The 26,076-nt window shown below is 68.6% G+C and carries 21 protein-coding genes, 2 pseudogenes and 2 CRISPR repeat arrays (1 of these 25 running past the window's edge); of the genes and pseudogenes, 12 read left to right on the top strand and 11 right to left on the bottom strand.

Annotation, left to right across the window (positions count from 1 at the left end; all coding sequences use genetic code 11):
- Nucleotides 1–463 precede the first annotated feature (463 nt).
- Entirely contained in the window at nucleotides 464–1,324 is an 861-nt protein-coding gene (locus DP939_RS42215) for a DUF1932 domain-containing protein (protein WP_147268357.1), read from the bottom strand.
- An 11-nt stretch (nucleotides 1,325–1,335) separates the two neighbouring features.
- Nucleotides 1,336–2,835: a helix-turn-helix domain-containing protein gene (locus DP939_RS42210; protein WP_113986464.1), complete on the bottom strand. Its 1,500-nt coding sequence runs from the start codon at nucleotides 2,833–2,835 to the stop codon at nucleotides 1,336–1,338.
- A gap of 266 nt (nucleotides 2,836–3,101) precedes the next feature.
- On the opposite strand from DP939_RS42210, the gene DP939_RS42205 reads away from it, so the two are divergent.
- From DP939_RS42205 to DP939_RS42195, 3 genes are all read left to right on the top strand, one after another.
- A complete protein-coding gene (locus DP939_RS42205) occupies nucleotides 3,102–3,452 on the top strand; it encodes a hypothetical protein (RefSeq protein WP_147268356.1) in 351 nt (116 codons plus the stop codon).
- A 37-nt stretch (nucleotides 3,453–3,489) separates the two neighbouring features.
- Nucleotides 3,490–3,732: a hypothetical protein gene (locus DP939_RS42200; RefSeq protein ID WP_113986462.1), complete on the top strand. Its 243-nt coding sequence runs from the start codon at nucleotides 3,490–3,492 to the stop codon at nucleotides 3,730–3,732.
- 269 nt (nucleotides 3,733–4,001) lie between these two features.
- Complete coding sequence (locus tag DP939_RS42195) at nucleotides 4,002–4,988, top strand: hypothetical protein (RefSeq protein WP_147268355.1); 987 nt, start codon at nucleotides 4,002–4,004, stop codon at nucleotides 4,986–4,988.
- Here DP939_RS42195 and DP939_RS42190 read toward each other — a convergent pair whose 3' ends face one another.
- From DP939_RS42190 to DP939_RS42155, 8 genes are all read right to left on the bottom strand, one after another.
- A complete protein-coding gene (locus tag DP939_RS42190; protein WP_113986460.1) occupies nucleotides 4,989–5,792 on the bottom strand; it encodes a C40 family peptidase in 804 nt (267 codons plus the stop codon).
- A complete protein-coding gene (locus tag DP939_RS42185; protein ID WP_158578973.1) occupies nucleotides 5,789–6,658 on the bottom strand; it encodes a replication-relaxation family protein in 870 nt (289 codons plus the stop codon). The genes DP939_RS42190 and DP939_RS42185 overlap by 4 nt, the downstream gene beginning before the upstream one ends.
- A complete protein-coding gene (locus DP939_RS42180; protein ID WP_113986459.1) occupies nucleotides 6,655–9,051 on the bottom strand; it encodes a type IV secretory system conjugative DNA transfer family protein in 2,397 nt (798 codons plus the stop codon). Before DP939_RS42180 ends, DP939_RS42185 begins: the two co-directional genes overlap by 4 nt.
- An 81-nt stretch (nucleotides 9,052–9,132) precedes the next feature.
- Nucleotides 9,133–10,140, bottom strand: coding sequence for a hypothetical protein (locus DP939_RS42175; protein WP_113986458.1), 1,008 nt, complete (start codon nucleotides 10,138–10,140; stop codon nucleotides 9,133–9,135).
- Nucleotides 10,137–11,909 carry a VirB4 family type IV secretion system protein gene (locus DP939_RS42170; protein WP_113986457.1) on the bottom strand — a complete coding sequence of 591 codons (1,773 nt, stop codon included), beginning with the start codon at nucleotides 11,907–11,909 and terminating at the stop codon, nucleotides 10,137–10,139. The genes DP939_RS42175 and DP939_RS42170 overlap by 4 nt, the downstream gene beginning before the upstream one ends.
- Nucleotides 11,906–12,793 (bottom strand): PrgI family protein, encoded by an 888-nt coding sequence (locus tag DP939_RS42165; protein ID WP_113986456.1) that lies wholly within the window; start codon nucleotides 12,791–12,793, stop codon nucleotides 11,906–11,908. Before DP939_RS42165 ends, DP939_RS42170 begins: the two co-directional genes overlap by 4 nt.
- The gene (locus DP939_RS42160; RefSeq protein WP_147268354.1) at nucleotides 12,790–14,403 is read right to left on the bottom strand and encodes a conjugal transfer protein TrbL family protein; all 1,614 of its coding nucleotides are present in this window, start codon (nucleotides 14,401–14,403) and stop codon (nucleotides 12,790–12,792) included. The genes DP939_RS42165 and DP939_RS42160 overlap by 4 nt, the downstream gene beginning before the upstream one ends.
- A gap of 104 nt (nucleotides 14,404–14,507) precedes the next feature.
- Complete coding sequence (locus tag DP939_RS42155; protein ID WP_225878872.1) at nucleotides 14,508–14,963, bottom strand: pilin; 456 nt, start codon at nucleotides 14,961–14,963, stop codon at nucleotides 14,508–14,510.
- A 711-nt stretch (nucleotides 14,964–15,674) separates the two neighbouring features.
- On the opposite strand from DP939_RS42155, the gene DP939_RS42150 reads away from it, so the two are divergent.
- From DP939_RS42150 to DP939_RS42125, 8 genes and pseudogenes are all read left to right on the top strand, one after another.
- Nucleotides 15,675–16,139: an XF1762 family protein gene (locus DP939_RS42150; protein WP_113986471.1), complete on the top strand. Its 465-nt coding sequence runs from the start codon at nucleotides 15,675–15,677 to the stop codon at nucleotides 16,137–16,139.
- Between the two features lie 2 nt (nucleotides 16,140–16,141).
- Nucleotides 16,142–17,038, top strand: a complete 897-nt coding sequence (locus DP939_RS42145; RefSeq protein ID WP_199565772.1) for an adenine nucleotide alpha hydrolase family protein — start codon at nucleotides 16,142–16,144, stop codon at nucleotides 17,036–17,038.
- Nucleotides 17,035–17,532, top strand: a pseudogene (locus DP939_RS48400) (DNA cytosine methyltransferase); the annotation flags it as partial. The gene DP939_RS42145 and the pseudogene DP939_RS48400, both read left to right, overlap by 4 nt.
- 43 nt (nucleotides 17,533–17,575) lie before the next feature.
- Complete coding sequence (locus tag DP939_RS48395; protein WP_225878877.1) at nucleotides 17,576–17,983, top strand: hypothetical protein; 408 nt, start codon at nucleotides 17,576–17,578, stop codon at nucleotides 17,981–17,983.
- Nucleotides 17,980–18,120: a hypothetical protein gene (locus tag DP939_RS48390; RefSeq protein WP_225878875.1), complete on the top strand. Its 141-nt coding sequence runs from the start codon at nucleotides 17,980–17,982 to the stop codon at nucleotides 18,118–18,120. The genes DP939_RS48395 and DP939_RS48390 overlap by 4 nt, the downstream gene beginning before the upstream one ends.
- A 450-nt stretch (nucleotides 18,121–18,570) precedes the next feature.
- Nucleotides 18,571–19,794: pseudogene (locus DP939_RS48385) on the top strand (recombinase family protein); the annotation flags it as partial.
- Between the two features lie 361 nt (nucleotides 19,795–20,155).
- Nucleotides 20,156–21,016, top strand: coding sequence for a DUF2637 domain-containing protein (locus DP939_RS48380; RefSeq protein ID WP_318656347.1), 861 nt, complete (start codon nucleotides 20,156–20,158; stop codon nucleotides 21,014–21,016).
- Between the two features lie 49 nt (nucleotides 21,017–21,065).
- Nucleotides 21,066–21,427: direct repeats of the CRISPR family, unit length 30 nt; unit sequence GTTGCGATCCCTCCAGGGATGATCGGGAAC.
- Nucleotides 21,428–21,490: 63 nt separating this feature from the next.
- Nucleotides 21,491–22,672: an IS701 family transposase gene (locus DP939_RS42125; RefSeq protein WP_450097550.1), complete on the top strand. Its 1,182-nt coding sequence runs from the start codon at nucleotides 21,491–21,493 to the stop codon at nucleotides 22,670–22,672.
- A gap of 137 nt (nucleotides 22,673–22,809) precedes the next feature.
- Here the strand turns inward: DP939_RS42125 and DP939_RS42120 are convergent, their stop codons facing one another.
- Nucleotides 22,810–23,712, bottom strand: a complete 903-nt coding sequence (locus DP939_RS42120) for an IS5 family transposase (RefSeq protein ID WP_113986453.1) — start codon at nucleotides 23,710–23,712, stop codon at nucleotides 22,810–22,812.
- A gap of 172 nt (nucleotides 23,713–23,884) precedes the next feature.
- Between DP939_RS42120 and DP939_RS42115 the strand changes: the two genes are divergently transcribed.
- Nucleotides 23,885–25,465 (top strand): IS1182 family transposase, encoded by a 1,581-nt coding sequence (locus DP939_RS42115; RefSeq protein WP_113986452.1) that lies wholly within the window; start codon nucleotides 23,885–23,887, stop codon nucleotides 25,463–25,465.
- A gap of 81 nt (nucleotides 25,466–25,546) precedes the next feature.
- A CRISPR array of direct repeats spans nucleotides 25,547–26,076; the repeat unit is 30 nt; unit sequence GTTGCGATCCCTCCAGGGATGATCGGGAAC; it runs 480 nt beyond the window's last position.

The following is a 26,076-nucleotide window of genomic DNA, read 5'->3' as shown; positions in this document are numbered from 1 at the left end:
CGGCCCTTGACCGGATCCCACTCGTTATGGGCCAGATGCAGGTACCGGACCGTCCCGGACTTGTTCTCCCGCTTCGTCGTCTTCACGTACACGACTCCAGACCATAGAGCCACGACCCAGGCCAGTGTAGGCAAATCGACGTAATCGCGTCTCTAGGCACTTTCCGCCCGTAGGCCTCACCCCGACCCGCTTACCAGCGCGTTCAGACCGGCAGACCCTCTAGGACCCCGGAATTACGTCGAACCCGGGTGTGGCGGGCCGCACCATTGAGGCGAGCGAGCCCCCAGAGCGGCGTCTTCGATAACCTGGGCGACCGAGCAACCCTGGCCGCCATTGATCCAGTGGGGAGACCACCCGTGTAGTTCGTACCCGCATGGTGTCCCCTGGGTCTCTTCGGAGGTATGTGCAGATCACCTCCTGATAGAGCACTTCCAGTTGACTGCCATCCCGGTTGATTGCCGGTTCAACGGTGAACATGCCTCTGGACGTCGGGGGAGCGTCGGAGTGCCTGATAGGTGTCTTCTCCGTCCGACTGGGAGTCTTTGAAGCCGCTCAAGGCATCAAAAACCGATGCGGCGGCCTCAGCGAGTTCGGGAGGCAGGTCTGCCTGGCGAAGCTCGTCGGCCACGTCGCGAAGCTCGTCGCCCCACCGCCATGCGCGGTTTGCCACACTGGGGAATCTCTCGGGGCGCGAGGCGGGACTCGGCCACTTCCCGGCCTCGCTGGCCAGGTAGGGCGATAGACCGTCTTTCTCGACGAGTGCATGGCCGAGGAGTGCGAGTGCCTGCGCTGCTTTCTGAACGATGCTGTGCGCTAGTTTGAGCTTCGACGCCCGGCCGATATCGGTGCCCAAGGTGGTCACCTGCAGTGTGGGTGACTCGCTGAAGAGTGCGGCGATCTCTTCTAGATGGTCGGGGCCTGCCAGGTAAATTCTGGTCGGGTCAGACCTCGGGGAGACGGGCGGCAGGCCCATAATGCAGGCGTCGATCACCTTTCCGCCCGTGGTGGAGAGGTGCTCCGCTATGGCATGCACTCGCTGGGGGCGGATGGCGTTGGCCTCGATCAAGAGGCCGCTGAAACCGGCGGCGACAAGGTCTTCCGCGATCTGGTACGCGGCTGTTGGGGCGACAACCGAGAGGGCGATATGTGATTCTGCCGCCAGTTTTTCCAGGGACACGGGAACGATGCCGGCTTCGTGGGCTCGGTGCCGGGTTTCATCTGATCGGCCGTCCAGGCAGCACAAGAGCCGACGTCGGGGGCTTTGTAGTTGCCGGGCCAGAGCGGAGCCCATAGCGCCGGGGTGCAAAATGGCGATGGTCTGCACGGAAGACCCGCTCACTCATGCTCCATGCTGGAGGTGGCCGGTAGCCGGGGTCTGGCGATCGATGCCTGGGCGTCCGTGATCTGGTCAAGGATCTGCTGACTCGCATGGCCTTTGGGCTGGGAGCGGACGAGGGCGCCAAAGCGATCCACGCGCCGTGTCACGCTTTCCACATAGCGGTTGCGCAGCGTGGTGATGACCTGGGCGACCTCTCCTTCGGCGCCTTCTGGGTGCCCTTGTTCCCATCTGGCCGAGGCGAGGTCGAGTCGGGCGTGGCACAGCTCGCCGGTGCGGACCTTGCCCGATGGCGCGTCGAGGTAGCGTTGGATGGATTCCACGGCCGCCTCGTGCGCCCGTGTCAGCCGCTGCGGGTCACCGATCAGAAGATGGGAGCCAGCCTTCCAGTAGAGCTGTTTGGCCATTGGGAAATCGAAGAGGCCTTCCGGACTGTCGATAGGCGAGTCGATCTGGACGACGCGCTCTCGCTCCTGATCCGTCCGTGCGAGCGCATCATCAGCTTCGCGGGCACGGCCGAGCATCGCCAGGGCGCGAGCATGGACTGCGTTTGTGTACACGGCTGCGGTACCGGCTTCTGCCGACCAGTCCAGCACGGGCTGAACGAAGGCGACCGCTTGATCAGGATGTCCGTCCCAGAAAGCGATCAGCGCCTGCAATCCAGATGTCCAGATGCGTAGCCCTCGGTGTTCGCTCAGGTCGCCGAACTGCATTGCGGTGCGCGCGTGCCGGTATGCGGACTGGACTTCGCCGAGATCGAAGCTCGCGTTCGCTAGCATGGCGCAGCTCCATGCCGTGATCAGATAAAGGTCGCGGGTGTGGGACGGGCGATGTGACTTCTTCGCCAGCGCGAAAGCGCGGTCCCGTAGATCCGCGGCCTTCAAAAGTGAATCCACGGGAGGTGTGTAGGGATAAGCGGTCGCGAGTTCCCGCAGGTCTTTGGTGATTTCGTCTATCGTGAAAGGGCCGAAGGGAGTGCTGTCCACGTCTTCCCCAAGCCGAGCCGATTCGTGCGCCAACATGGTCACGATAGCGGGCACGTCCATGGCGCTGATAGGGCGGATCGGTGGCTTCTTCACTGTGGGGTCGGTGTCCAGCGACTCAGGGGCAAGATGGTGTGCGGCTGCCGTTGGTGGGCTCACCTGGGGGTTAGGTGCAGGTTTCGCTAGCTTGTCCGACTTCTTCCCTGCGCCGGCCTCGGTCGTCCGGCCGCCGCCCCTGGGGGCCAGGCCGAGGGCCGTCCGTGGGCCGTCGGGCATCTCCAAGCCGTCCGCGATCCGTTCGAAGACTTCAAGCGTCTCGACCCGCGCGAAGCCATTTGCGATCTTGCTGATCGCGCTTTGGCTGTGGCCGGTGGCCGCGCCTATGGCGGTTTGGCTCAGTCCGGCATATCGGCGCAGCAACTGGAACAGTCGGCCGATATCGCGGGATTTCAGTGCGGCATACGTGTCAGGGTGCTGCCAGACGTGATCAGGAACTTCGATGCCACCATGTTCCATAACATCCACCCCTTCCTTCCGCGATGCCCCAATTGCCGTCGCGTAGCCATGCAGGCGCCGTGTCGAAGTATATGGTGGCTGTATAGGGCGACGGTCTGGAATATTCCTTTCGGGCCGCCCATCATTCCCGGGTAGTGATTCTCCTCGTCGCAATCCACAGTGTCACAAGGAGATCTTTCCTAAAAAGTCATGATCCCGGTGAAACCTGACAAAGTGGTTGATGTCACCAAGTCGAATCCCTGCCTGCTTAGCGGTAGGAGCGTCTGATGAACACCTACATGCTCGCCTACCCGATGCGTCGGCCGCCGCGCGCCGCCACACCCGAGCAAGAAGAGACCGCCCGCCGGCTCGTCGCCGCGCTCAGAACGCGAGACATCCCTGCGGACATCGGCTACGAGCACGGCAAGGTGCAGGTGGCGCTCGGTCCAGACCTGATCGTGGTCGTTCAGGACGATGGAATCTGGTGGCACAGCCCGCGCCTGCTGCGGCCGGGTATCCCGCTGTACGTCCATCGCGGCACGGTGGCTGGGGCAGCCGAGGCGCTGGCCTGTGACTACGCGCTGCTGAACCCGACCTCCGAGGCCATCGCGGAGGTGCAGCATGACGCTTGCGTGTAGTGATTCTGCCCTCGGCTCTCCGGCCACTCCTCTGCTCATGGTCTGGGAGGTCGAGGCCGGCGACCGCGGCGTCGGAGGCGTTACCGACAACCTCTTCGTGGCCCAGAAGGAACTTCTCGATGCGCTCTACGGCCTGGGTACGGGCCGAGGCCGGATGCGATACGCGCGACTGTCGTTCATCCACGTCGGCTATGTGTACGGACCGATCGTGGTCACCGCGCACCGTAAGGACGGGGTCACCGTGCTCGTGGCCGGGGGCACCTGGGAGAGCACTTTATGATCGGGCACGGCGGCGTGGTGCGGGCATGGGCGCCGCCGTGCCGTACGGCGGGCCGTCGGTGGCCCGCCCGGCGCGGGCAGCTACGAGCGGGTCGCCCTGCCCGCGCCACCCAATCCACCTGAGACGCGCGGCGGCCATCCACACCTTCCCAGGCCGTACCGCGCCGCACGGGCGTCTGGTAGCCCCCGTGCCGCGCGGGCGGGCGGCGTGCCCCACAACGCCGCCCGCCCGCGCCCCTCACCCGACTGCCGCTTCCCTGACGAATGCCCATGACGACCACTTCTTCCTCATCCATGTGGGCGTGGCGACGGCCATGTCGGCTCGACCCGTTCACCGACTACATCGACCACCTCACCCGTAACGGCCACAGTCCAATGGGCGTGGCCAGCCTCCACTACGTACTACCGCTCTCGTCCCTGCTGGCCGGGGTCGCCATGCGCAGGCTGCTGATCGGTGAAGTACCGGCGGCGCTGGCCATGTTCGCCGCGCTCTCCCTCCCTCGCGTGGTCACCTGGCTTGGCCACCACGCTGCCCGCACGCCCAAGCGACTGCCGGACCCCGGCAGCATCCAGGGCCACCAGGACGCGTTGCGCGCCACCATTCCGCCACCGGTGTTGCGTGTGCTGGACGAGGCCGCGATGGTGGTGCAGCGGCAGACCAGGGCGGAGAGTGTGCTGCTGCATGACATGCGTCTGGCGGACCACTGCCACGACGGCCCATGCAAGCCCCACTGGAGCGCCGGCGTCATGCTGTGCGTACCGAACCTGGCGGGCCACTCGCTTCTCCTGATCGGGCGGGCCCTGCGCGAGCAGGAGACCATCGGCATCCTCCGGTTCGTCGTGGCCCACGAACTCCACCATGCCGCCCTCGGCATGCGCAGGATCGATCTCCTCATGCTCACGGCGCAGACCATCGGATTCCTCCTCGTCGGATTCCTGGCCCCCACCTTGACGATCGCCGCCGTGGGGGCGGCGTCGTTGCGCCTGATGCTCACGCTGTGCTCCTGGGTCGTCGAGCTGGCCTGTGACAAGGTCGGTGTGGAGGCCCATGGTGCCGAGCAGGCGGAGGCGTACTTCACGATGCTCTCCCGCGGCCGGTACCGGTCCTGCGCCCGTGCGTGGCCGTGGTGGCAGCGCGCATGCTCGATCCTGACCTGGCTTCAGCCCACGCACCCTCCCGTGTGGCTTCGGATCTGGTACTGCCGCCGCGTCCAGCGCGGCGCGCCGGGCCGGGCGACGACCTCCCGAGCGCGGTGATCAGCGCGCCACCGGGCGCACCACGCCTGCGAAGCTGCGCTCGCGGCCGGGGGCACCGGCCCAGGTGTCCACGCGGACGGTGCTGCCGGTGTGGGGCGCGTGGACCATCCGGGTGGCGTCCAGGGCCAGGCCGACGTGATAAATCGTGGACGGGTCGGCGGGGTTGGTGGCGAAGAAGATCAGATCCCCCGGCTGGATCTGGGAACGCGGAATGCGAGCGCCGGAACGCCATTGCGGTGAGGTGTGCCCGCCGATCGCAAGGCCCGCCTTGCCCCAGGCGTACTCGGTGAGCCCGGAGCAGTCGAAGCCCACTGTGCCCGCGCCACGCCCGATCCCCAGCGTCGGGCCTCCCGGGCCGCCGCCACCCCAGGAGTACGGGGTGCCGACCTTGGCCAGGGCGGCTCGGACTGCGATCGCCCCACGCCCCGCTCCGGCGACCGCTCCGGCTGGGACCACCGCCAGCTCTGTGCATACCTGGCGTGCCACTGAGGTGACGACATGGCCAGCGCGTTTCACGGCGTCTTCGGGGGGCGGGGTCCGCTGGGCGAGCTGTGCCGCGATGTCGGCGACCACCTGGTCACGCCCAGCGCCGAGCGCTGCCGCCTGCTCAACGTACGAGCGGTACGCCTCCAGGTCGGTGGCGGGCAGCGGGAGCGCCGACGCGCTGGGCGGAATGTAGCCGCAGGCCGTACCGGCGGCGGCATACTGCGCGCCGCCACCGCCGACTGCGGCGAGCAGGATGATCCCGGCGATCAGGCAACCACCGACCGTGATTGCCGGGCCGATGCCCGACCCATCGGTCACGGATTCCCCTGCGCGTCGCCGTCGTTGCGGGCGACGCCAAGGTTCGGCCAATGGTGGGCGAGTTCGGCCAGGCACAGTCGTGCGCCGCCGCTGTCACCAGGCGCCCAGATCGGCCCGGCGGGGTCGGTGAGCCCGTGAAGGCCGGGTGCGGCGGTGGCGATGGGCACCGCTGGTTGGACGCGCAGGGCCAGGCGCCGGCGCAGGTTGGCTTCCCGGCTCTTGGAGGAGGTTAGGAACAGTACGGGTGTGGTGATCGCGGAGCCGGCGGCGAGCGCGGCGTAGCCGGTGAGCTTGGCGGCGACCCGATCGAGGGTCTCGGTGCCGGTGTCATATTCGAGGAAGAAGTCCAAGGTGAGGTCGTTGTCGCGCCACCGGCCATAGGCGTCCGGGCGCACCTGCTTGCCCCACACCTCGGCGCACAGCGTTTCGGGCCACCACATCTGCAACTGGGCGCTCTCGGTACGCCTTGCGGTCGCGTACAGCCGTGCGTAGACGTCGTTGACGCCGACGGTGTGGGCCAGTCGCTGGCTGTAGGCGATGGACAGCACCCGGTCGCGGCGGTAGCCGAAGTCGGGCAGCTCGACGCCGTCTTCTGCGGCGAGTACGGCGGCGCCGGGCTCGCCGAGCACGTAGTGCCAGGGGGCTGATCCGGTCGGTGGCTTGGGCCGGAACCGTTCCACGACGGACAGGCGGTGCAGCTTGACCAGTCGGTGGCGGCCGGTGCTGTCGTCGTCGAAGGCGATTTGGGCGATCTGGTGGCTGGTCAGCACGCGATGGGTCCAGACCAGCCGGAGTACGCGCCGGTCGCGCGCGGTCAGCCGGGTGGCCAGGGAGGCCAGGACGGTCGGGGTGTAGTGCTCGTTCACTGCGTCTCTCCTTCGGTTAGGCGGCGGGGGTCGTTCGCCGGCGGGACGGTCTGAAGCCGGGTACGGCCATGGGCGAGGGAGGCGGCCTGCCGGACCTGGCGGGATACCTCCTCGGATGGGGAGGGCAGGGGGCGGGTGCGCAGGGTGAAGGGGGCGGCCTCGGCGCCTGCGACCATGAGCCGGGCGGCGGCCTGGTAGGCGTCCAGATTGGCCAGGTCGTGGGCGGTCAGGTGCGGGGTGAAGTGCTGTTCGGCCTCGCGGGCGTCCTGCGGGGAGAGCGAGAAGTAGATCTTGTTGCGGGCGTCGGAGCTGACCGCCTGGCGCAGGTCGCGGGGGAGTTGGGCGAGGTGCTGGTGGGCCATGACCATCGACAGGCGGTAGGCCCTGGCCTCGGCGAGCATGTCCGACAGGGCGTGTGGCAGGTTGAGGAAGTTCTGCGTCTCGTCGATGTACAGCGCGGCGGGGTGGCGGGGGCGGCCGAGCCGGGCACGGCGTGAGGCGGCCTGCCAGACGTGTGCGACCAGCATGGAACCGATCAGGCGGGCGGTTTCGTCGCCGAGTACGCCCTTGGGAAGGCGGGCGAACAGGATGCTGCCGTCCAGGACCTTTTCCATGTCGAAGGTCGATTGCTCCGATGCCAGGACCTCGCGGACGAAAGGCCGCAGCAGGAACGCCCGCAGCTTGTTCATGATGGGGGCGGTGACGTGCGCCTGGGTCTGCTCGGTCAAGCCGTCGTACCAGTGCCAAAAGCCCATCAGGAAGCCGTCGGACAGGTACGCCAGACGGTCGCGGCGAAAGGCGGCGTCGGTCAGCAGGGCCGGGATGTCGGCCAGGGTGCCGCCCTGCCCGGCCAGCGTGATGGCGCAGGCGCGCAAAATGTCGTCGGTCCGTGGCCCCCAGGTCTCGGCATAGATCTTGTGGAAGATGCCGACGAGGTTGTCGACGCCGGTGTCGCGCTCGCCGCTGCCCAGTATGTTGAGCGCCGGCCGGGGGTGGGGGTCGTCGGGGTCGATCAGTACCAGCCGCTCGCCCGCCTCGGGTGGCACCAGGCCGAGCAGATCGGTGATCAAGTCGCCTTTGGCGTCGATGACCACGACTCCGCGTCCGGCGCGGATGTCGGAGAGGATCATCTGGGCCAGCAGGGTGCTCTTGCCCGTGCCGTTCGGGCCCAGGATGTGGACATGGTGGCAGGAGTCGGCGACCCGCAGGGCGACAGGTCGTTCGTGTCCGGAGTCGGAGAAGCCGAGTTCCTTGGCCTCAGGGCCGCCGCGGCCGATCCGGGGCGAGGGCGGGACGCTGTTGGCCCCGGCGCGTTGCAGTCCGGGGACGGCGGTGTCGAGTGGGAGGTGCGCGAGCGCGGCCAGCTCGGGCAGCGACAGCAGGAAGCCCCGGTGCATGCGTCGCGTCGCCATTCGTCGGGCGGGGATGAGCAGGCGGCGGCGTTCGAGCCGGTTGTGGTCAGCGAACAGGGCGAAGGCCGAGGCCAGAGCGTGGGCGCGGCCGGTGATGGCTCTGCGCCGGATCGCGCGCGCGGCGCTCATGGTGTCGCGGTCGCCGATGGCGAGGTCGTCGGCCTGTACGGCGTAGCGGATGGCGACCTCGTAACGAGGGTGGTGGGCTTTTTCGCGGATAGCGCGGGCCTTCGCGGATTCCTCCAGGCGTGCGGCGTGGTCGGTGTGCTGATATGTGGCCTGGTGACCGTGATTGCGGGCGAACAGCGGGCCGGGGGTGATCAGGTCCAGTACGACGCTCACCGGCCGCAGCAGGCCACGGCGGAAACGGTGATCGAGACGGCGGCCTGTGGCGGGGCGGGCCAGGATCTGCACGGCGGCGTGCTGCCAGACGGGCATGCCGGTGGCACTGCCGAGAAGTGCTCGCAGAGGATCACTGGGGTGGTCATAGCGGATCGGCAGCCGCTCGTCGCGTGCGATCGTGACCCGGCCGCCGGTGGCCTGCCCGGTGAGCGGGACGGGCGGACCGGCGTGTTGTACGGCGATGCGCGCTGATGGCCATGCGGCTTCGACGGCGTGCTCGATCACATGTTGCGGGATGACGCCGGGGACCCAGAGCTGGATCCGCATGCCGTCGGCGTTGAAGAGGTATTCGAAAATCAGATGCGGCTGGCCGAGTACAGCGCGTTTCCACCTTGGGTGCAGCAGGCCGATCAGGTTGGCCCACAGTGCTTCGGCTCCGTCCAGGTCGGCGGTGGGCGGGGTGAGGATCTCCACGCAACGGGCGTTTCGGGCAAGGGGCCGGTGGCGGAGGTACCGCAGGGCGGTACGGCCGAGGGTGAGGGCGACGCCCCCGGTGATCAGGCTTGTGGACAGGTTCTGACCGTGGGCATCGATCCAGGCGAGCAGGGGATCGAGGAGGTCAGTGAGGTCTGGGGGCATGGAGTACGGGCTCCTTTGCGGAAAGGGGGCCCTGGGGAGCGGCGCCGCGCTCTCCAGGGCGGCCGATCACCGGTTTGCGGGTCAGGAGCCGTGGATGTCCAAGGTGAGATACATGCTCCCGGCGATCCATGTGGTCGCCTTGCTCTTCCGGCTGGGGATCACGGCGAGATAGCAGCCGGCGCCGTCGATCACGGCACGGCGGGTGAAGGAGCGGTGGCGGCTCAGGGTCGCGGCGTTCGGCTTGGAGAAGCTGATGGACCCGGCCAGTGGGGTGGAACGGGTGAGCGTCTGGGTGTCGCGCATGCCGTACCAGACCAGCGCGCCGCCGTCCGCCGTGCGCAGGGCGTAGATGCCGGGGAGCGCGCGGGCGGCGAGTGTGAGCCGCCACTGGCCGCGCAGTACGGCGCGTTCGGACTGGATGTCGGTGGCCATCTTGCTGGTCTGCTCACCGGGTGCGAGGATCGCACGGATATGGCCGTCGTACCGCGCCTTGGCCGCGAGGGTGGTGTGGGCCTGGACGACCTGCCGCGGGGTGGCCACGAGATCGCGGGCTTGCGGGCCGAGCGCGGTGGCCAGCCCTTGGCGATCGAGGGCCGGAGCGGGCAGCGGTTGTGACGCCTCGCTGATAGTGGCGGCGACCACCCGCCACCCGTCCCGGGTCTCGGCGAAGATCAGGTGGGTTGTCGTGGAGGACCCGGCGTAGTTCAGCGTGGCCAGGAACCAGCGGCTCTGGCCGGGCAACGGGCGCGGGATGGTGAACTCCGCTTTGGTGATCTTGAAGGGTGGGAACGGGGTGTCGTCCTTCTCCAGCGCGGCCAGGCGGAGCTGACCTCGGGTCAGCCGCAGCGCGAGACCGGCCTCGGCGTCCTCCATGCCCTTGCCGCGGGCCTTACCGGCCTGGGTGAACAGCCGCTGGTAGCGGGCGTGGATCAGGGAGGCGTCGCGCTGGGTGAGCGGTGCGGTGGCGGACGTCGGTGCTGGGCTGCTCGCCGGGCGCGTCGTCACGGAGGTGGTGGCCGGTGCCTGGCAGGCGGCGGTGAGTCCGGCCATGAGCACGAGCGCGGGGACGAACGCGATGCGGTTGATCACAGGGTTTCCTCCTCGATCGGGTGGGCGGCCGGCAGATCGGCCAGTTCTCGTGGGTTGCTGGTGACGGTGGCGTGTTCGAACGGGCTGGCGATCACGTGGAAGGCGACGCGCGCCGCTCCGGCGTCGGCGGTGAGCAGCCCGAAGCCGGGTTCGGCCGACAGCAGGAGCTGCCGTTCTCCGTCGGACAGGCGGAACGCGTCGGCCACGCGGTCGATGGCCTGGGGGGCTTGGCGGAGCAGGATCTGGGTGGTGGAGTTGGCGACGATCGCCTGGCCGAGGTCGCTGCCGAGCAGGTCGGCGGCGTCCTGGGTGACCACGGACAGGCCGGCCCAGTGCTTGCGGGCCGCTTTGGCCATCTTGAGCAGGAACTTCGCGCCCTCGGGTTCGCGCATCAGCAGCCAGGCCTCATCGACGACGACCAGGCGCGGTCGGCGGTCGGCGGGGTTGGAGACGCGTCGCCAGATGGCGTCCAGGGTGAGCAGGGTGCCCACGGCCTTGAGTTCTTCGGGCAGGTCGCGCAGGGAGAAGACGATTAGGTGGGAGTCGGGGCGGGTGGTGGTGTGCCCGTCGAACAGGTGCCGGTGGGTGCCGGTGATGTAAGGGGCGAGCCCGGCCGCGACCTCTTTGGCCTTGGGATCCTCATCTCGCGCCAGGGCGGCGGCGAGGTCCTTCATGAGCGGCGGTGTGCGGGTCCAGGTGCGCTCGTCGAAGGTGATCCGGGCCTTCTTGTAGGTGGCGATGATGGCACGGTCCAAAGCGGCTTTGCCGCCCTTGTCCAGCGGTTCGCCGAGCATGACGGCGACCAGGGTGTGCAGGAACAGGGAGCGGCGGGTGAGGGGGTCGCCGTCGCCGTGGTCGCGCTGGGGCAGGTCGAAGGGGTTGAGACGGACCTCGGTGGCGCCCAGGTGCAGGTAGGCCCCGCCGGTCGTCTCGCACAGGCGGGCGTATTCGTCTTCGGGGTCGATGACGGCGACCTCGACCCCTTGATAGAGGGATCGCAGGGCCTCCAGCTTGGCCAGGTAGGACTTGCCCGCGCCGCTGCAGGCCATGATCGTGGAGTTGTGGTTGGGCTGGGCGAAGCGGTCCCAGGCGACCAGGGACGCGCTGGCCGCGTTCGCGCCGTACAGGACGGTGGTCGGGCCCAGCGGTGCGGACAGGTCGGGCGAGGTGAACGGGAAGGCCGCGGCGAGCGCCGGGGTGTCGAAGCCACGCCGCATGGCCAGGTTGTCGTAGGCGAGCGGGAGTGCGGAGATCCAGCCCTGGAGCTGGCGGAAGGCGACCGGCCGGGCGTCCAGCAGCAGGGAGGCGGCCAGCGCGCGGACCTCGGCGCAGGCGTCGTGGAGCTCTTCGGCGGTGAAGGCGTACACGGTCAGGTAGATCGCGACGCGGAACAGCTTGGCCTGCCCGCGGGCGATCCGGGCGGCCAGGTCGTGGGCGTCCTCAGCGGCGGTTTCCGCGCCGAGATCGGGGAGCCGGCCGTGCTCATGGTCGGCGCGCAGGCCGGATTCCAGGCGGGCGAGCTGCTTGCGGAGCCGGTCGGCGGCGACGACGGAGGGCACCGGCTCGATGTGCAGGGAGACGTCCAGCCGTCCGGGGTAGGTGAGCAGCGGTTCCAGCCAGCCGGGGGCGACCTCGCGGGGGTAGCCGGTGATGGTCAGGGTGGAGCACAGGCCGTCGCCGATGTGCAGCAGCCGGGGATGGACTTCCACCGATTCCGGGCCGGGTGCCGCAGGGGTCGGAGCGGCGCGGTGCGTGCGGCGGAATCTCATTGGCGTTCTCCTTTCGTGATGACCTCGCCCGGTCCGGCGAACTCGCCGGTGGGGCGGGCAGGGGCGGCGGGGTCGTAGCAGGAAGTCAGCAGGGCGGACGCCGCATGGTGATCCAGTGGGCGGACGGCCAGGCCGCACGCCGACAGCAGCCGGGCGGCTTCTTCCAGGCGACGTAGGGTGCGTGCCGCGGCGGCGTCCGGGGCGTTGTCGGCGGCGGGCTCGCGGATGATCAGGAGTACCTGGCGGCGTAGCAGGTCATGGCGTTGGCCGAGGTCGGCGAGGAAGTCGGCGTGCTCGTGGGCGGCGGCGCTGAGGGCGGGGTGTGGCAGGTGCGGGGCGCTGTCGTGCAGGGCCGAGATCGTGTGGGTCATGTCCATGGGGGTGGCGCGGACCAGGATCTGGGCGGGCCCGGACAGCGAGTTGAGCCATCGGCCGAACACCGCGACCAGCGCGTCCTGTTCGTCGGGGGTGCTTAGGGCGAAGCTGACGGTGGAGACCTCGGCGACGGCGGCGACGCCGTCGGGTCCCATGTCGATCAGGCCGTCTGCGGTCACTGTGTGGACGGGAAGCCGCAGGGGTGCGGGGGTGTCGCCGGAGATGAGTAGTTTCGGTGAGCGGTGGTGGCGGAGGGCCGCCAAGAGGTAGCGGTCCAGTGTGATGCCGTCGCGGCGGGCGAGGGCGAGAACGACGGCGCCGATCGCGATCGGCGCCGCGATGGCGGCGAACGCGGCAGGCGGGATCCGGTCGCCTATCGCCATGTGGGTGAGGGAGAGCACGGCTGTGGCAATGCCGAGGATGGCGAGCTGCCGGGCGGTGAGGCCAGAGACGATCTTGTCTTCTTGATCTACGTCGGCGGGGATGCGGATCGGCGGGAGCCAGCTCATCGGCTTTCACCGCCGTTGTCGCGGCCGGTGCGGCCTGGGCGGCCCGTGCCGGGGCGGGGGCGTGGGTGCGGCAGGGGTGGTGGGCTCGGCCGCTTGGGTGTGGGCGGCGGCTGAGTGGATCGCCGGGCGGGCGGCGGGGCTTCTCCCTGCCGGGGCCGTGCCGGTTGCGGGGGCGTGGCCTGCCGGGCGGCTGCCTGGGAGCGCAGCCAGTACATCTGGCCCAGGCCGGCGGGGCCGTTGGCGTAGTAGGTCTCGCGGGGGTAGCCGTAGACCGGGTGGGTGGGCGGTACCGGTCCGGGAGGCTTGGGGGTGGGCCGGTACTTGCCGGGATAGGGTGGCGCGCCTGGGGCGTGTTTGATCGGGACGGGGGCTCCGGAGTAGGACGGCGGTGGCCGCCGCGCGCCGACAGGCGCGTGCTTGATAGGGCCCGGGCCGCCGCGAGCTGCCGCGGCGGCAGTCCCGGCAAAGGCGTTGCCGCTTCCGGCGCGGGCGGCAGCCGCCGCCGGTACGGCTGCCGCCGCGGCACTGCGTCCGCCGCGTCCGCTGCCACCCTGTCCTCCTCGACGTCCGCCCCTGTGTCCTCGTCCGGGCCGTAGGACGTTGAGCACGGGGGACATGAGCCGGTAGGCCACCGCGTACCGGACCAGCCGCGCGATCGTGGAACTCCTACCGCGCGACGGGGCGAAGATCCGCTGGGAGATCCAGGACGGGATCCGCACCAAGATGATCAGCAGACACAGGGTCAGCAGCAGGTTGACCAGTTGGCCGCTGGGCGCGATGCCGACCAGGAGCCGGCCGTCCTGGTTGAAGAAGGCCCGGACCGCCACGACCAGCGTCAGCGACTGGGCGACCTGGATGAGCAGCAGTCCGCCGAAGGCCCGCCACCAAAACCGCGCCAGCCCTTCGGTGAACGGCAGCGTGTAGCCGGCCAGAGCGAGCGGCGCGGCGACCACCAGCACCAGCACCAGGGCGGTCCGCATGATGAATGCGATCAGCAGCAGGACCAGCAAGATGATCGCCACCAGGGCGAGCAGGATGTAAAAGGCCTCGCTGTCGGCCGGTGGAACGATCAGCCGCTGAAGGGTGGCAGTGGCTCGCGCCGGGTCGACGTTCGGGCCCAGGAGTGCGCCCGACAGGGCGTTGGCCAGGGTGATGGCCCGGCCGCACAGGTGGAAGCTGAGGTTGGCGGCCAGGAACGCCAGGGCCAGGCGGGGCAGTACCTCCTTGACGGTGTAGCGGGTCTGGAAGGTCTCATGGCCGGAGGCGGCCATGGCACCGATGGTGGCAAGGACGACGAAGGCGCCGTTGGCGATGCCGGCCGAGGTGGTCCACAGGTCGAACACGCGGTCGCCGGTGGAGATCTCCGGGGTGGTGAGCAGGGTCTTGGCCAGAACCTGCAAGAGGGGGCGGATCGCTACTGCCACCAGGGTGGCAAACCAGTGGTTGATCTGGCTGCTGATCAGGCCGCCCAGCCCGAGGCCGCCTCCTGGACCGGGCGGTGCGGGCGGAAGCGGCACCAGCGGCGAAGCCGGGGACGGGGTCGGGGTGGGTTCCGAAGGAGGGGTCGGCGTGGCCCAGGCGGCAGGAGCGGCAGCGCTCAGAACCGTCATTGCCGCCGCGCCTGCCGCGGTTGCCAGTACGGCATTGCCGAGCCGGATTCGGCAGCGGGGAAGCGGAAGTACGGCCATCCGGCCGTGTACGGGCGGCATCCTGCTCACCCGCCGCCCACGATGCCCTGCAGCACCGTGACGAACAGCGGTGCCAGCACGGCGAGCGCGTAGCCGTAGGCGGCGGTCTTCAGTGCGGCTTTGGCCTTTTGGACTTCTCCGGGGTCGCCGCCGGCGATCAGGTAGCGGATCCCGCCGATCGTGAGCATCAGTGTGGACAGCGCGGTGAGCATGCCGAGCAGCCAGTTGCGCAGGTTGGTGAACACGGTGTCCAGGTCTTGGGCGGGGACCGGCTTGGCGGCGGGCAGGGGGAGGGAGAGGGCGGCTGCGTGTGCGTGTGCGGCCAGTAGGGCGAGGGCCACCGCGATGCCGGTTGCCGCCAGCAGCGGCAGGATGCCGCCTGGGTGGTGCGGTTGCCGGGTGCGGCGGCGGTTGCCGCCGCGCGGCAGCGGCCCTGTGGTGGGTCGCTGCCGCTGGGAGTTCCGCGCGGAGCCGGTGTACACGCCCCTGCCTCCTTTCGGCTTGGCTGCAGATGCCGCATCCGGAGTGCCCCGGCTCCGCGCGGAAGCCGTTGATGTCCCTCCTTCCGCGGTGGTGGCAGGAACGGAAGGGACTGCCGCACCGCCCGGCGGCGCTGCCGCCGGGCCGGATGCGGCTGCCGCCCAGAAGACCCCGGTCGGCAGGCGCAGTGCCGGGCTGCCGTGGGGCACCGCCCACGAACCCGGGCACCGCTGGGCCGGGACGGCCGCCATCTGGCCAGGGGCGTTTGTGGGGGTGCCGGGGATCGAGCGGGAGACGCGGGCGGCGCTCATATGAGGCTCCAGTCGCGAGAACGTGTGGACTCGCCAACTGGTTTAGCGACCGCCTCAGAAACGGCTCAGGAAATATCGGCCCGCTGCGCTCAGGAATTTCTCAGATGCCGCGTGCACCGGCTTTCCCGCATCCCCTATCACCTTCGGCACCATGCCTATGACCTGCAGTGATATGGAAATCTGAGCGAACTCTGAGGTGGCCTGTTTCCTGATAGCACGCCGAAAAATTTCCCGGCGGGCAGACAGGAACACCGCCTGCCCGGGCGGGGGATGACGGCGACGCATCCGGAGTGAACGCCCCGCACCACACCAGTGGGAAAAACAACCGCAACCAACCCTGAATCGCCGCAAACCGGCACACGCCAAACGAGGACCAGCACCCCACCGAGCCCGCGACCGCGTCTGGTCATCGTCCCGCTGGCCATCCGCACCGCCCGCGCGTTCGTGGCATGGCAACACCGCCACCTCGGCCCGCCGCCCGGCGCCAAGTTCGCCATCGGCGTCGCCACAACCGAGGCGCTGGTGGGTGTGGTCATGGTGGGCCGCCCCGTGGCCCGCGCCTTCGACGACGGCCTGACCGCCGAGGTCACCCGCCTGGCCACCGACGGCACACCGAATGCCTGCTCGGCCCTACTCGGAGCAGCCTGGCGAACCGCCCGCGCGATGGGCTACCGCCGCCTGATCACCTACACCCGCGCGGGAGAACCCGGAACCAGCCTGCACGCCGCCGGTCTCCGCCGTGTCGCCGACCGCCCGCCCCGGCCCGGCTGGAACCCCCCGGCCCGCCCACGGACAGCCGGTTGTGGTGATGGGGTCCAGCGGACCTTGTGGGAGATCACCGTCGGCGTCCCAGGCGGGGGGCGGTGATCATGCATCCCTGTCCACTGCCCTCGCCGGCCCTGCGGGCGTTGTCCCTTGGCGCCGGGGTGCAGTCCACCACGTTGCTGCTGTTGTCGGCCGCGGGGGTGATTCCCCGGTTCGATGTGGCGATCTTCGCCGACACCGGCTGGGAACCGGCCGCCGTCTACGCCCACCTGGACCGGCTGGACGGCCTGGTCGGGCGCGAGATACCGATCCGCCGGGTGTCGGCAGGTGACATCCGCCGGGACGCGCTCGACCCGGACCACCACTTCGTGTCCATGCCGCTGTTCGCGCTCGGCCCAGACGGTGAACGTGGGATGGCCCGCCGCCAATGCACCCGGGAGTACAAGATTGCCCCGATCAAGGCGGCCGTGCGGGCACTGCTGGGCTACCCGCATCCCCGCCGGGTCCCCAAGGGAATCTACGCCGAACAGGCGATCGGTATCAGCGTGGATGAGTTCCACCGGGCCAAGGACGCCGACGTCGGCTATCTGCGTAACGTCTTTCCGCTGCTGTCCATCGGCTGGACCCGAGTAGACTGCCGCGCCTATCTGACCACTCAAGGGCTGGCCGATACCCCACGATCAGCCTGTGTCGGATGCCCGTTCCACCGTGATGCCGAGTGGCGCAGGCTGCGGGACACCGACCCGGCCGGATGGGCGCAGGCCGTGGCCTTCGATGAGGCCATCCGGCATGGCTATCCCAAAGCCGGTAGCCGGGGCATGGAACTGCGCGGGACGTACTACCTGCATCACTCCCGCCGCCCACTGACCGAAGCCGACCTCAACGTCCCCGATGGACCCGACAGGTCCGGCGGATCCGGCGGTCAGGACCAGGATGCCCCGAGCTGCTCCCCGTGGTCCTGCCGCGGCGAGGAGAGCCCTGCTGCCGGGACGCCGTCATGACGCCGCGTCATGGCGATCAACCGTCCTCGCCGCCCGGCGCCACGTTCGCCAGTGCGCCGGCGTATGGGCCATGGATCGGGTCGATGTGCACAGGCTACGGCGGCCTCGACATGGCCGTGACCACCTACTACGGGGCGCGGCTGGCCTGGTGCGCCGATGACGACCCGCAGGTGGCGAAGATCCTCGCCACCCGTTTCCCTGTCGTGCCCAACCTCGGGGACCTGCGGGCCGTCGAGTGGGCCACGATCCCGCGCGTGGACATCGTCACCGCCGGGTTCCCCTGTCAGGACATCAGCTACGCCGGCCGCGGGGCCGGGATGAGAAAGGACACCAGAAGTGGACTGTGGTTCACCATCGCCGCGGCCGTTCGCCTGCTACGACCCGGCATCGTTGTCTTGGAGAACGTCGCCGCCCTGCGCAGCCGGGGTCTCGGCCGTGTACTCGGGGACCTGGCCTCCCTTGGGTACGACGCGGCATGGACGTGCCTACGCGCATCCGAGGTCGGCGCCCCGCACCGCCGAGAACGGATCTTCATCCTTGCTGCCGACCCCGGTCGCCCGCGACCATCACGGCGTCAGCCGGCCGGAGCGGGGGAAGGGGACCAGCCTGCATCTTCGCGATGTGGCGTGCGGGCATCTGCTGCCGACCCCGGCGGCGTGCAATCCCAACGACGGGGAGAACGTGTGGTCCTGGCTGGCCCGCCGGGAGCGGCAGCAGCCTGCGCGGGCGCTGCCGCTGGCGATCGCGGTCAAACTCCTTCCCGCCTCGAAGAAGTGGCTGGCCAAGGGGGGCGGCGATCAGACCGGCTCGCTCGGGCAGCCTGGGGACGGTACGAGGACGCTGTCCGGCGCTGGGAACTCCTCTTCGGCCGCGTTGCCCCCGGTCCCATCGAGCGAGGAAGCCGGGGGCAGCCCCGGCTGTCCGCCCGGTTCGTCGAGTGGATGATGGGCCTGCCCGAGGGCTGGGTCACCGGCATCGGCATCTCCCGCGCCGCACAGATGCGCGCCCTCGGCAACGGCGTCGTCCCCCAGCAGGCCCAGGCCGCGCTGGAACGCCTTGACGATCTCCTCGGGAGGCGATGACCTGTCATGACCTCCCAGGCAGAGGACGAAAACGGCCCGCCGGACGATGGCGGCCGGAAGCAGCCCAGCCCCCGAAGAGCACAACCTCCGGTCCGGGTGATGCTTCCGGAAGAGCCGCCGGTCTTGTGCGGGAGCTGGCTGCGGGTGCTCCTCCGGATCCTTATGCGAGGGCAGGCGAACTCTTCCGCCGATGAAGAAGAACTCGGGTAAGTAACACGGAGGCGGTCCACTGGGGTGGGCCGCCTCCGGCGTTTATAGGGCGATTCGAGTAGACAGAGATGATCTGGAGACCCGCTATGCCTTTGTATTCCCTGGGAGGGTATTGTCGAGGTTTGCCCAGCTAGTGGCCGTATGCAGATGCCTCCCTGAAGGTCACACTGCTCCTCCCTGCCCCTCCCTGGACCTCCCAAGCACCGCCGATCTCCCTACCCTAAGACCCGTCGGCGATTCATGTACTGGACTCGATTTCGCCGCCGGAAACAGTCCTTATCAACAAAAGGAGAAGTCATGATTCCATTCGCGTTCTGGGGACGGGTCTCCACCGAGGACAACCAAGACCCCGCCTCGTCCCGTAACTGGCAGCTCTCCCGATCCCGGGCGCTGGTCGAGCCCCGGGGCGGGGTGATCGTCGCGGAGTTCTTCGACATCGACAAGTCTCGTTCCATCCCGCCGCAACGCAGGCCCGAGGCCAGTGCCCTGCTCGCCGAGCTGCGCAACCCGCATCGCGGGTTCGACGCGGTGGTGGTGGGGGAACCGCAGCGGGCGTTCTACGGCAACCAGTTCGGCAACACCTTTGAACTGTTCGTCCACTACGGCGTCGAGTTGTGGGTGCCGGAGGTCGGCGGGCCGATCGACCCGGCCAACGAGGCGCATGAGCTGATCATGCTGATGTTCGGCGGGATCAGCAAAGGCGAGCGCAACCGGATCAAGATGCGGGTCCGTACCACCATGGCGGCCCAGGCCAAGATCGAGGGCCGGTTCCTCGGCGGCCGCCCCCCGTACGGTTACCGGCTGGCCGATCTCGGTCCGCACCCCAACCCGGGTAAGGCCGCCGACGGCAAGCGCCTGCATCGCCTGGAGCCGGATCCGCTGACCGCACCGGTGGTGAAGCGGATCTTCACCGAGTTCATCAACGGCTCGGGTTTGTATCTGATCGCCGAGGGGCTGACCCGGGAGGATGTGCCGTGCCCGTCGGCGTATGACCGGGCGCGCAACCGGCACCGCAGCGGGCTGGCGTGGTCGAAGTCGGCGGTGCGGGCGATCCTGCTCAACCCCCGCTACACCGGCCGTCAGGTGTGGAACAAGCAGCGCAAGCAGGAAGAACTGCTCGACGTCGGGGACGTCACCCAGGGGCATGTGACCAAGCTGAAGTGGAACACGCACGATCAGTGGGTGTGGTCCGATGCGGTTGCGCATGAGCCGATCGTGGAGGTGGAGACGTTCGAGCGGGCGCAGGCGATGGTGTCGGCCTCGGGCCGCTCGGCCGGGGTGCGCAAGCCGCGCAGCAGCCCCCGCCCGTACGTCCTGCGAGGCCTGCTGTTCTGCGGGGTCTGCGAGCGCCGGATGGAAGGGACGTGGAACAACGCGCGCACCCACTATCGGTGCAAGTTCCCGGCCGAGTACGCGCTGGCCAACAAGATCGTCCATCCGCGGACGGTGTACGTCCGCGAGGATCACATTCTGGAGGAGCTGGATCCGTGGATCGGCCGGGTCTTCTCCCCGGAAAACCTTGAGCGGACGGTGCAGGGGCTGCTGGAGGCCCGTGACGGCGAACGCGACCGGCTCATCGTCGAGGGTGCCCGCAGGACGCTGAAGGAGTGTGATCAGCGGATGATCCGGTACCGGGCGACGCTGGACGCGGGCGGGGACCCGAACGAGGTCGGCACGTGGATGCGCGAGACCCGGGCCGAGCGGCTCCGCGCGGAGGCGCAGATCCAGAAGATCGAGAGGCGGAACGAGCTCGGCGAACGGCAGATCAAGGAGTTGATTCCGACGATGACCGGCATGGTCAAGATCCTCAAGCGGGCCGATCCCCATGACCGCAACGAGCTGTACAGCAAGATGGGCCTCCACCTCGTGTACGACCCCTCAGAGAGGGTTGTCACCGTCGAGGCGAGGCCCAGCATGTACCAGAGTGCGTGTCCGAGGGGAGAGGCGAACCAATTGCACACCCATTCACTGTTACTCGCCGCCTCCTGCTGGGGTTCAGGTGATGCTGATGTCTCCCAGTTTTTCGGTCGTGCGCCGTATCCAGTGTACGACCATCGCCAGCGTAGCCTTTTTGGCTGCTATTGCCGGGATGGTCTCGTTTCGCCACATGCGCGAGTTGTGCCTGCGGCATGGCGAAGACCAGTTGGCGGCGGTGCTTATCCCTCTTGCTGTCGATGGCACCATTGTGGTTGCGTCGATGTCCATCCTGCTGGCCAGCCGGTATGGGGCACGTGGCGGGGCGCTTGCCTGGGCGATGCTGGTCACTGGCAGCCTGGCCAGTCTTGGCGCCAACGTCGCTGTTGCGGAGCCCACCGTGGTCGGCCGGATCATCGCCGCTTGGCCGAGCGCAGCACTGATTGGGAGCTATGAGCTCTTGATGGCCCAGATTCGCCGCCTGTCCACGTATGTGGTGGATGACGGGCATTCTGTGGATGAAGATGCCGTGGACGGTATGTGCAGCGTTTCTCCAAGCGCGGACGATGAGCCGCGGCAGAGCGCCGGTCCATCCCACGTGAGTGGGCGCCTTGCCGGTGATCTTCAGCGGATGGCGTGGCATTGGGCTACGGCGAATCGCCGCTCTGATGGGGCCCTGCCAACGGGGAAGGAAATCGCTGAGAACTTTTCTCGCAGCCCCCGATGGGGGCGGTGGATAAAGAGGGCCGGGCTTGCGGGGGAACTAGAATGAGAAATCGATATAACAAAGATCGCCATCTCGTTTCCAGCGCCCGTTGCATGATGGAATCCCCCCAGGGGTGATCGGGAACACACCCGGGCCTGCACGTCCCGGGTGACCTCCTGGGTTGCGATCCCTCCAGGGATGATCGGGAACCCGCGCTCGGTCAGCTCCCACTCCGGTGGGACCCAGCGTTGCGATCCCTCCAGGGATGATCGGGAACCAGCAACCGCGGCGGGACCCGCGGTTGGTAGGGCGTTGCGATCCCTCCAGGGATGATCGGGAACCCGCCCACTCCCTCGCCTTCCAGCAGGTCGGCCGGGCCTTGTTGCGATCCCTCCAGGGATGATCGGGAACTCGTCACCAGCTCGGAGACGACGGTAGCCACGTCGTGTTGCGATCCCTCCAGGGATGATCGGGAACCTCGTGCCATTAGTACTCCAGCATCACTTTGTGATCTCTGGTGTGTAATGTGTCGCTCTTGTGATGGATCATGATGTCGCGACGTGGGTGGCGGGGTTGGATGACCTGTTCGCCCGGGTGGCGAGCCGGTTCGGGCGGCCGGAGCCACGGCGGCGGGCGCGGGCGTATGTGCGGGGGCTGCTGGCGCCGATCGAGGGCAAGAACGGATGGACGCTGGCCGAGGCTGCGGGTGAGAGCAATCCACTGGGAATGCAGCGGTTGTTGAACGCGGCCCGGTGGGACGCTGATGCGGTACGCGATGACCTGCGGGCTTACGCGGTCGAGCACCTGGGCGCGGGTGATGGCGTGCTGATCGTGGATGAGACCGGGTTCATCAAGAAGGGCGACAAGTCCGCCGGGGTCCAGCGCCAATACTCCGGCACTGCCGGCCGAATCGAGAACTGCCAGTTGGGGGTGTTCTTGGCGTACGCGACCAGCGCCGGGCGGACCCTGGTAGATCGGGAGTTGTATCTGCCCAAGTCATGGATCGCTGATCGCGATCGGTGCGCGGAGGCGGGCATCGGGGCCGAGGTGGACTTCGCCACCAAGCAGGTGCTGGCACGCCAGATGCTGACCCGGGCGATCGAGGCCGGAGTGCCGGCCGCGTGGGTGACCGCCGATGAGGCCTATGGCCAGGACCACAAGTTCCGCGTCTTTCTCGAGCAGCACCGCATCGGTTATGTGGTGGCGGTGCCGCGTAGCCAGGCGATCGGTACCGGTCTGGGCCCGCGGGCACGCGCCGAAAGCCTCCTCCAGGAGGCGCCCGCCTCCGCCTGGAAGCGCCTTTCGGCCGGCCAAGGTGCCAAGGGGCCGCGCCTGTATGACTGGGCGATGGCCACGCTGCCCATCATCCGCGAACCGGAAGAGGGGTATGAGCGGTGGGTCCTCATCCGCCGCAGCATCGCCCATCCCGATGAGGTGGCCTTCTACCTCGGCTTCGGCCCGGTCGGCACCACGATCGACGAACTGGTGAAGGTCGCAGGCAGCCGCTGGGCCATCGAGGAGTGTTTCCAGAGTGCCAAGACCGAGGTCGGCCTGGATCACTACCAAGTCCGCCGCTATGACGCCTGGTATCGGCACATCACCTTGGCCATGCTCGCCCACGCGTATCTCGCTGTGACTGCGGCAAACAACCGGCTGAAACGAGCCAGGACGGCCTTGTCCCCCTCTCGATGGGAGAGGTCCGGCGTCTACTGGCGTACATGATCACACACTCGCTCGATCTTGATCAAATCCACGCTTGGTCGGTCTGGCGCCGTCGTCACCAGTACACGGCCAAGATCAGTCACTACCGGCGAAGACAGCCATAGTCACAAAGTGATGCTGGAGTATTAGGCCGTGTTTCATAAGGCCTTAAGCCACTGGTTGATCGCGGCGATGATGACAACAGCCTCGTAGCGCACGGCGAGCTTGTCGTACCGGGTCGCCATACCGCGATTGCCCTTGAGCACGTTGATACCGCATTCCACGGCATGACGCAGCCGGTAGATCGCGGGGTCGAAGGCAGGCGGACGCCCACCCTTCGACCCCCGGGCCCTGCGGTGAGCGTCCTGGTCGGCCTTGCTCGGAATGCACGCCTTGATCCCTCGTCGGCGCAGATGAGCCCGGTTGGCCTTGCTGGTGTAGGCCTTGTCGGCCAGGACCCGGTCCGGCCGGGTCCGGGGACGGCCGCCACCGAGGCGGGCCACCCGGATCCTGCCCAGCACCGCGATGAACTGGGGACTGTCGCCCCGGTGCCCGGCGGTCACCACCGCGGCGAGCAGTTTGCGGCCCTGCTCACACGCCAGATGCGTCTTGGTGGTCAGCCCGCCGCGTGAGCGGCCCAGCCCGTGATCGGCCGGTTCGCCACCCACCCTCGCGGGCGGCTCCTTCTGCAGGTGACCATCCCGGCGTGCTCCGGCCGCGTGCTGGTGAGCCCGGACGATGGTGGAGTCCACGCTCACCGTCCAGCCGATCTTCCCCGCGGCGTCCGCGCACGCCTGCAACGCGGCCAGGATCTGCGCCCATTCCCCCGCCCGCTGCCAGCGGCGGAACAGGCCGTACACGGTGAACCAGTGGCCGTAGCAGGCCGGCACGTCCCGCCATGGTGCCCCGGTCCGGATCCGCCACCGGATTCCGTCGATCAACTGCCGCCTGCTCCACTTCGGCGGACGTCCCTTGCCCGATGCGACAGGCAGGTGCGGTTCCAGGGCCGCCCACTGCGCGTCGGTGAGGTCGTGCCGCCTCGTCACCACTACGCTGGCCACGAGGTCTCCGGTGTTTCGTTCTTCTTGGTCGTTGAACCAACTACCGGAGACCTCTTCTATTCACGATCATCGACACACCCAGCTCATCATGATCTTTTGAAACACGGCCTAGGAATGTCCTGAAGATCTTGACGGTCTGGCCAGGGAGAGTTTCGGGATTCAGACTCGGTTCATGATGGGTCGTCGGAGGGTTCCGGCCGGGCCTGAGGTGTGGGTCGTGTGCCGGGAGATGATCCCGGCCGGGAGCGTGTTCGCGTTCCTGGCCGAACACCGGGCGAGACTCTTCCCGCTGGAGACGTTCGCGGACATGTACGCGCCGGTCAACGGACGCCCGTCGGTGCCGCCGGGCCTGCTGGCCACGGTCGTGGTGCTGCAGGCGCTGCATGGACTGTCGGATGAGGAGGCAGTCGCGGCGCTGCGGTTCGATCTGCGGTGGAAGGCCGCTTGCGGGCTGGGCCTGTATGACCAGGGATTCGATCCGTCGCTGCTGACCTACTTCCGGCGTCGGCTGGCTCGCTCATCAGACCCGGATCGGATCTTTGCGGCCGTGCGCGCCGTGGTGGAGCAGACCGGCGTGCTGGCCGGCCGGGCGCGGCGGGCGCTGGATTCGGCGGTGCTGCTGGATGCGGTCGCCACCCAGGACACCATCACCCAACTGATCGCCGCGATCCGCCGGGTGACCCGCCAGGTGCCGGGCGCGAGCGCGCTGGTGGCGGCGCACTGTCACGCTCATGACTACACCGACCCGGGCAAGCCGAAGATCGTCTGGGACGACGAGGAAGCCAGGAACGCCCTGGTGAGCGGGCTGGTCGCCGACGCTCTCACCCTGCTCGATCAGCTCCGTGGCCAAGACCTGGACGAGGGCGCCGAGCAGGCGGTCGGCCTGCTGGCCCTCATCGCCGGTCAGGACGTCGAACCGGCCGTCGACTCCGATGGGACCGACGGACGCTGGCGGATCGCCCGCCGCACCGCACCCGATCGGATCGTCTCCACCGTCGACCCGCAGGCCCGCCACATCCACAAGACCCAGCAGCAGCGTGACGACGGCTACAAGGCCCACCTGGCCGTCGAGCCGGAGACCGGCCTGTTCACCGCCGTCGCCCTACGGCCCGGCGCCGGCGCCGCCTATCATGAGGCCGCCATCGCCCCCAGCCTGCTCGCTCACGAGCACGGGCCGCTGCACATCCTGGCCGATGCCGCCTACGCCGCTGCGGAGTTACGCGCCGCCCTCACCAAGGCCGGATACCGACTATTGATCAAACCACCCACGCTCAAGCCTGCCGTGATCGGCGGATTCACCCTGGACGACTTCGCCATCGACACCGCTGCCGGCACTGTCACCTGCCCCGCCGGTCACACTGTCCCCCTGGCCGCACCCGGCGGCCGCTACCAGCAACGCCGCGCCACCTTCACCGGCTTATGCACCGCATGCCCGCTGCGCGAACGCTGCACCACCGCCAAGACCGGCCGCGTGGTGACCATTCGCCCGCATCACGATCTGCAGACCGCCGCCCGTCATCAGGCCGCCACCGACCCTGCCTGGCAAGACGACTACCGACGCTGGCGGCCCATGGTCGAACGCGCCGTGGCCTGGCTGGTCGCCCGAGGCAACCGCCGCCTGCGTTACCGCGGCACCGCTGCCAACGACCGCTGGCTCCACCACCGCGCCGCCGCCCTCAACCTCCGCCGCCTCATCAACCTCGGACTCACCCACACCAGCGGCACCTGGACCCTCGCCCCGATCACCCCATAGCACGAGGGTGAGCCAGCTCACGCCCGACTCACCCATCAAGATCTTCAGGACATTCCTAGGGACAGCTCCGCTTCCGCTGCCGTTGCGATCCCTCCAGGGATGATCGGGAACACAGCAGCACGCTGGACATGGTGGCCAGGTCGGAGGGTTGCGATCCCTCCAGGGATGATCGGGAACCTGCCCCACAGGTCGCCCATCGACCCGCCGCCGCGTTGCGATCCCTCCAGGGATGATCGGGAACCGCTGACCCTGCTGCCGCCCGGCTGCCCGCGAGCGGAGTTGCGATCCCTCCAGGGATGATCGGGAACCAGGGGCTGACCTGGCTACGCAGCACCGGGCGGCGTTGCGATCCCTCCAGGGATGATCGGGAACCCGCTGCCGCGCGCAGCCGGTAGGCCACCTCCAGTTGCGATCCCTCCAGGGATGATCGGGAACGAGCGCGATGTACGCCTGCTCGGCGTCGGCTTCAGGTTGCGATCCCTCCAGGGATGATCGGGAACCCCTCGCCGCCGACCGGGAGCGGTCCCGCCAGAGGCGGTTGCGATCCCTCCAGGGATGATCGGGAACGACCTGTTCCACGACGCCATTCCAGACGAGTTCATCGTGTTGCG

The sequence above is a fragment of the Spongiactinospora rosea genome, from assembly GCF_003315795.1.
GTDB lineage: Bacteria > Actinomycetota > Actinomycetes > Streptosporangiales > Streptosporangiaceae > Spongiactinospora > Spongiactinospora rosea.
The sequence above is the reverse complement of the archived record's forward strand: the minus strand, read 5'-3'. Positions and strand labels throughout refer to the sequence as shown.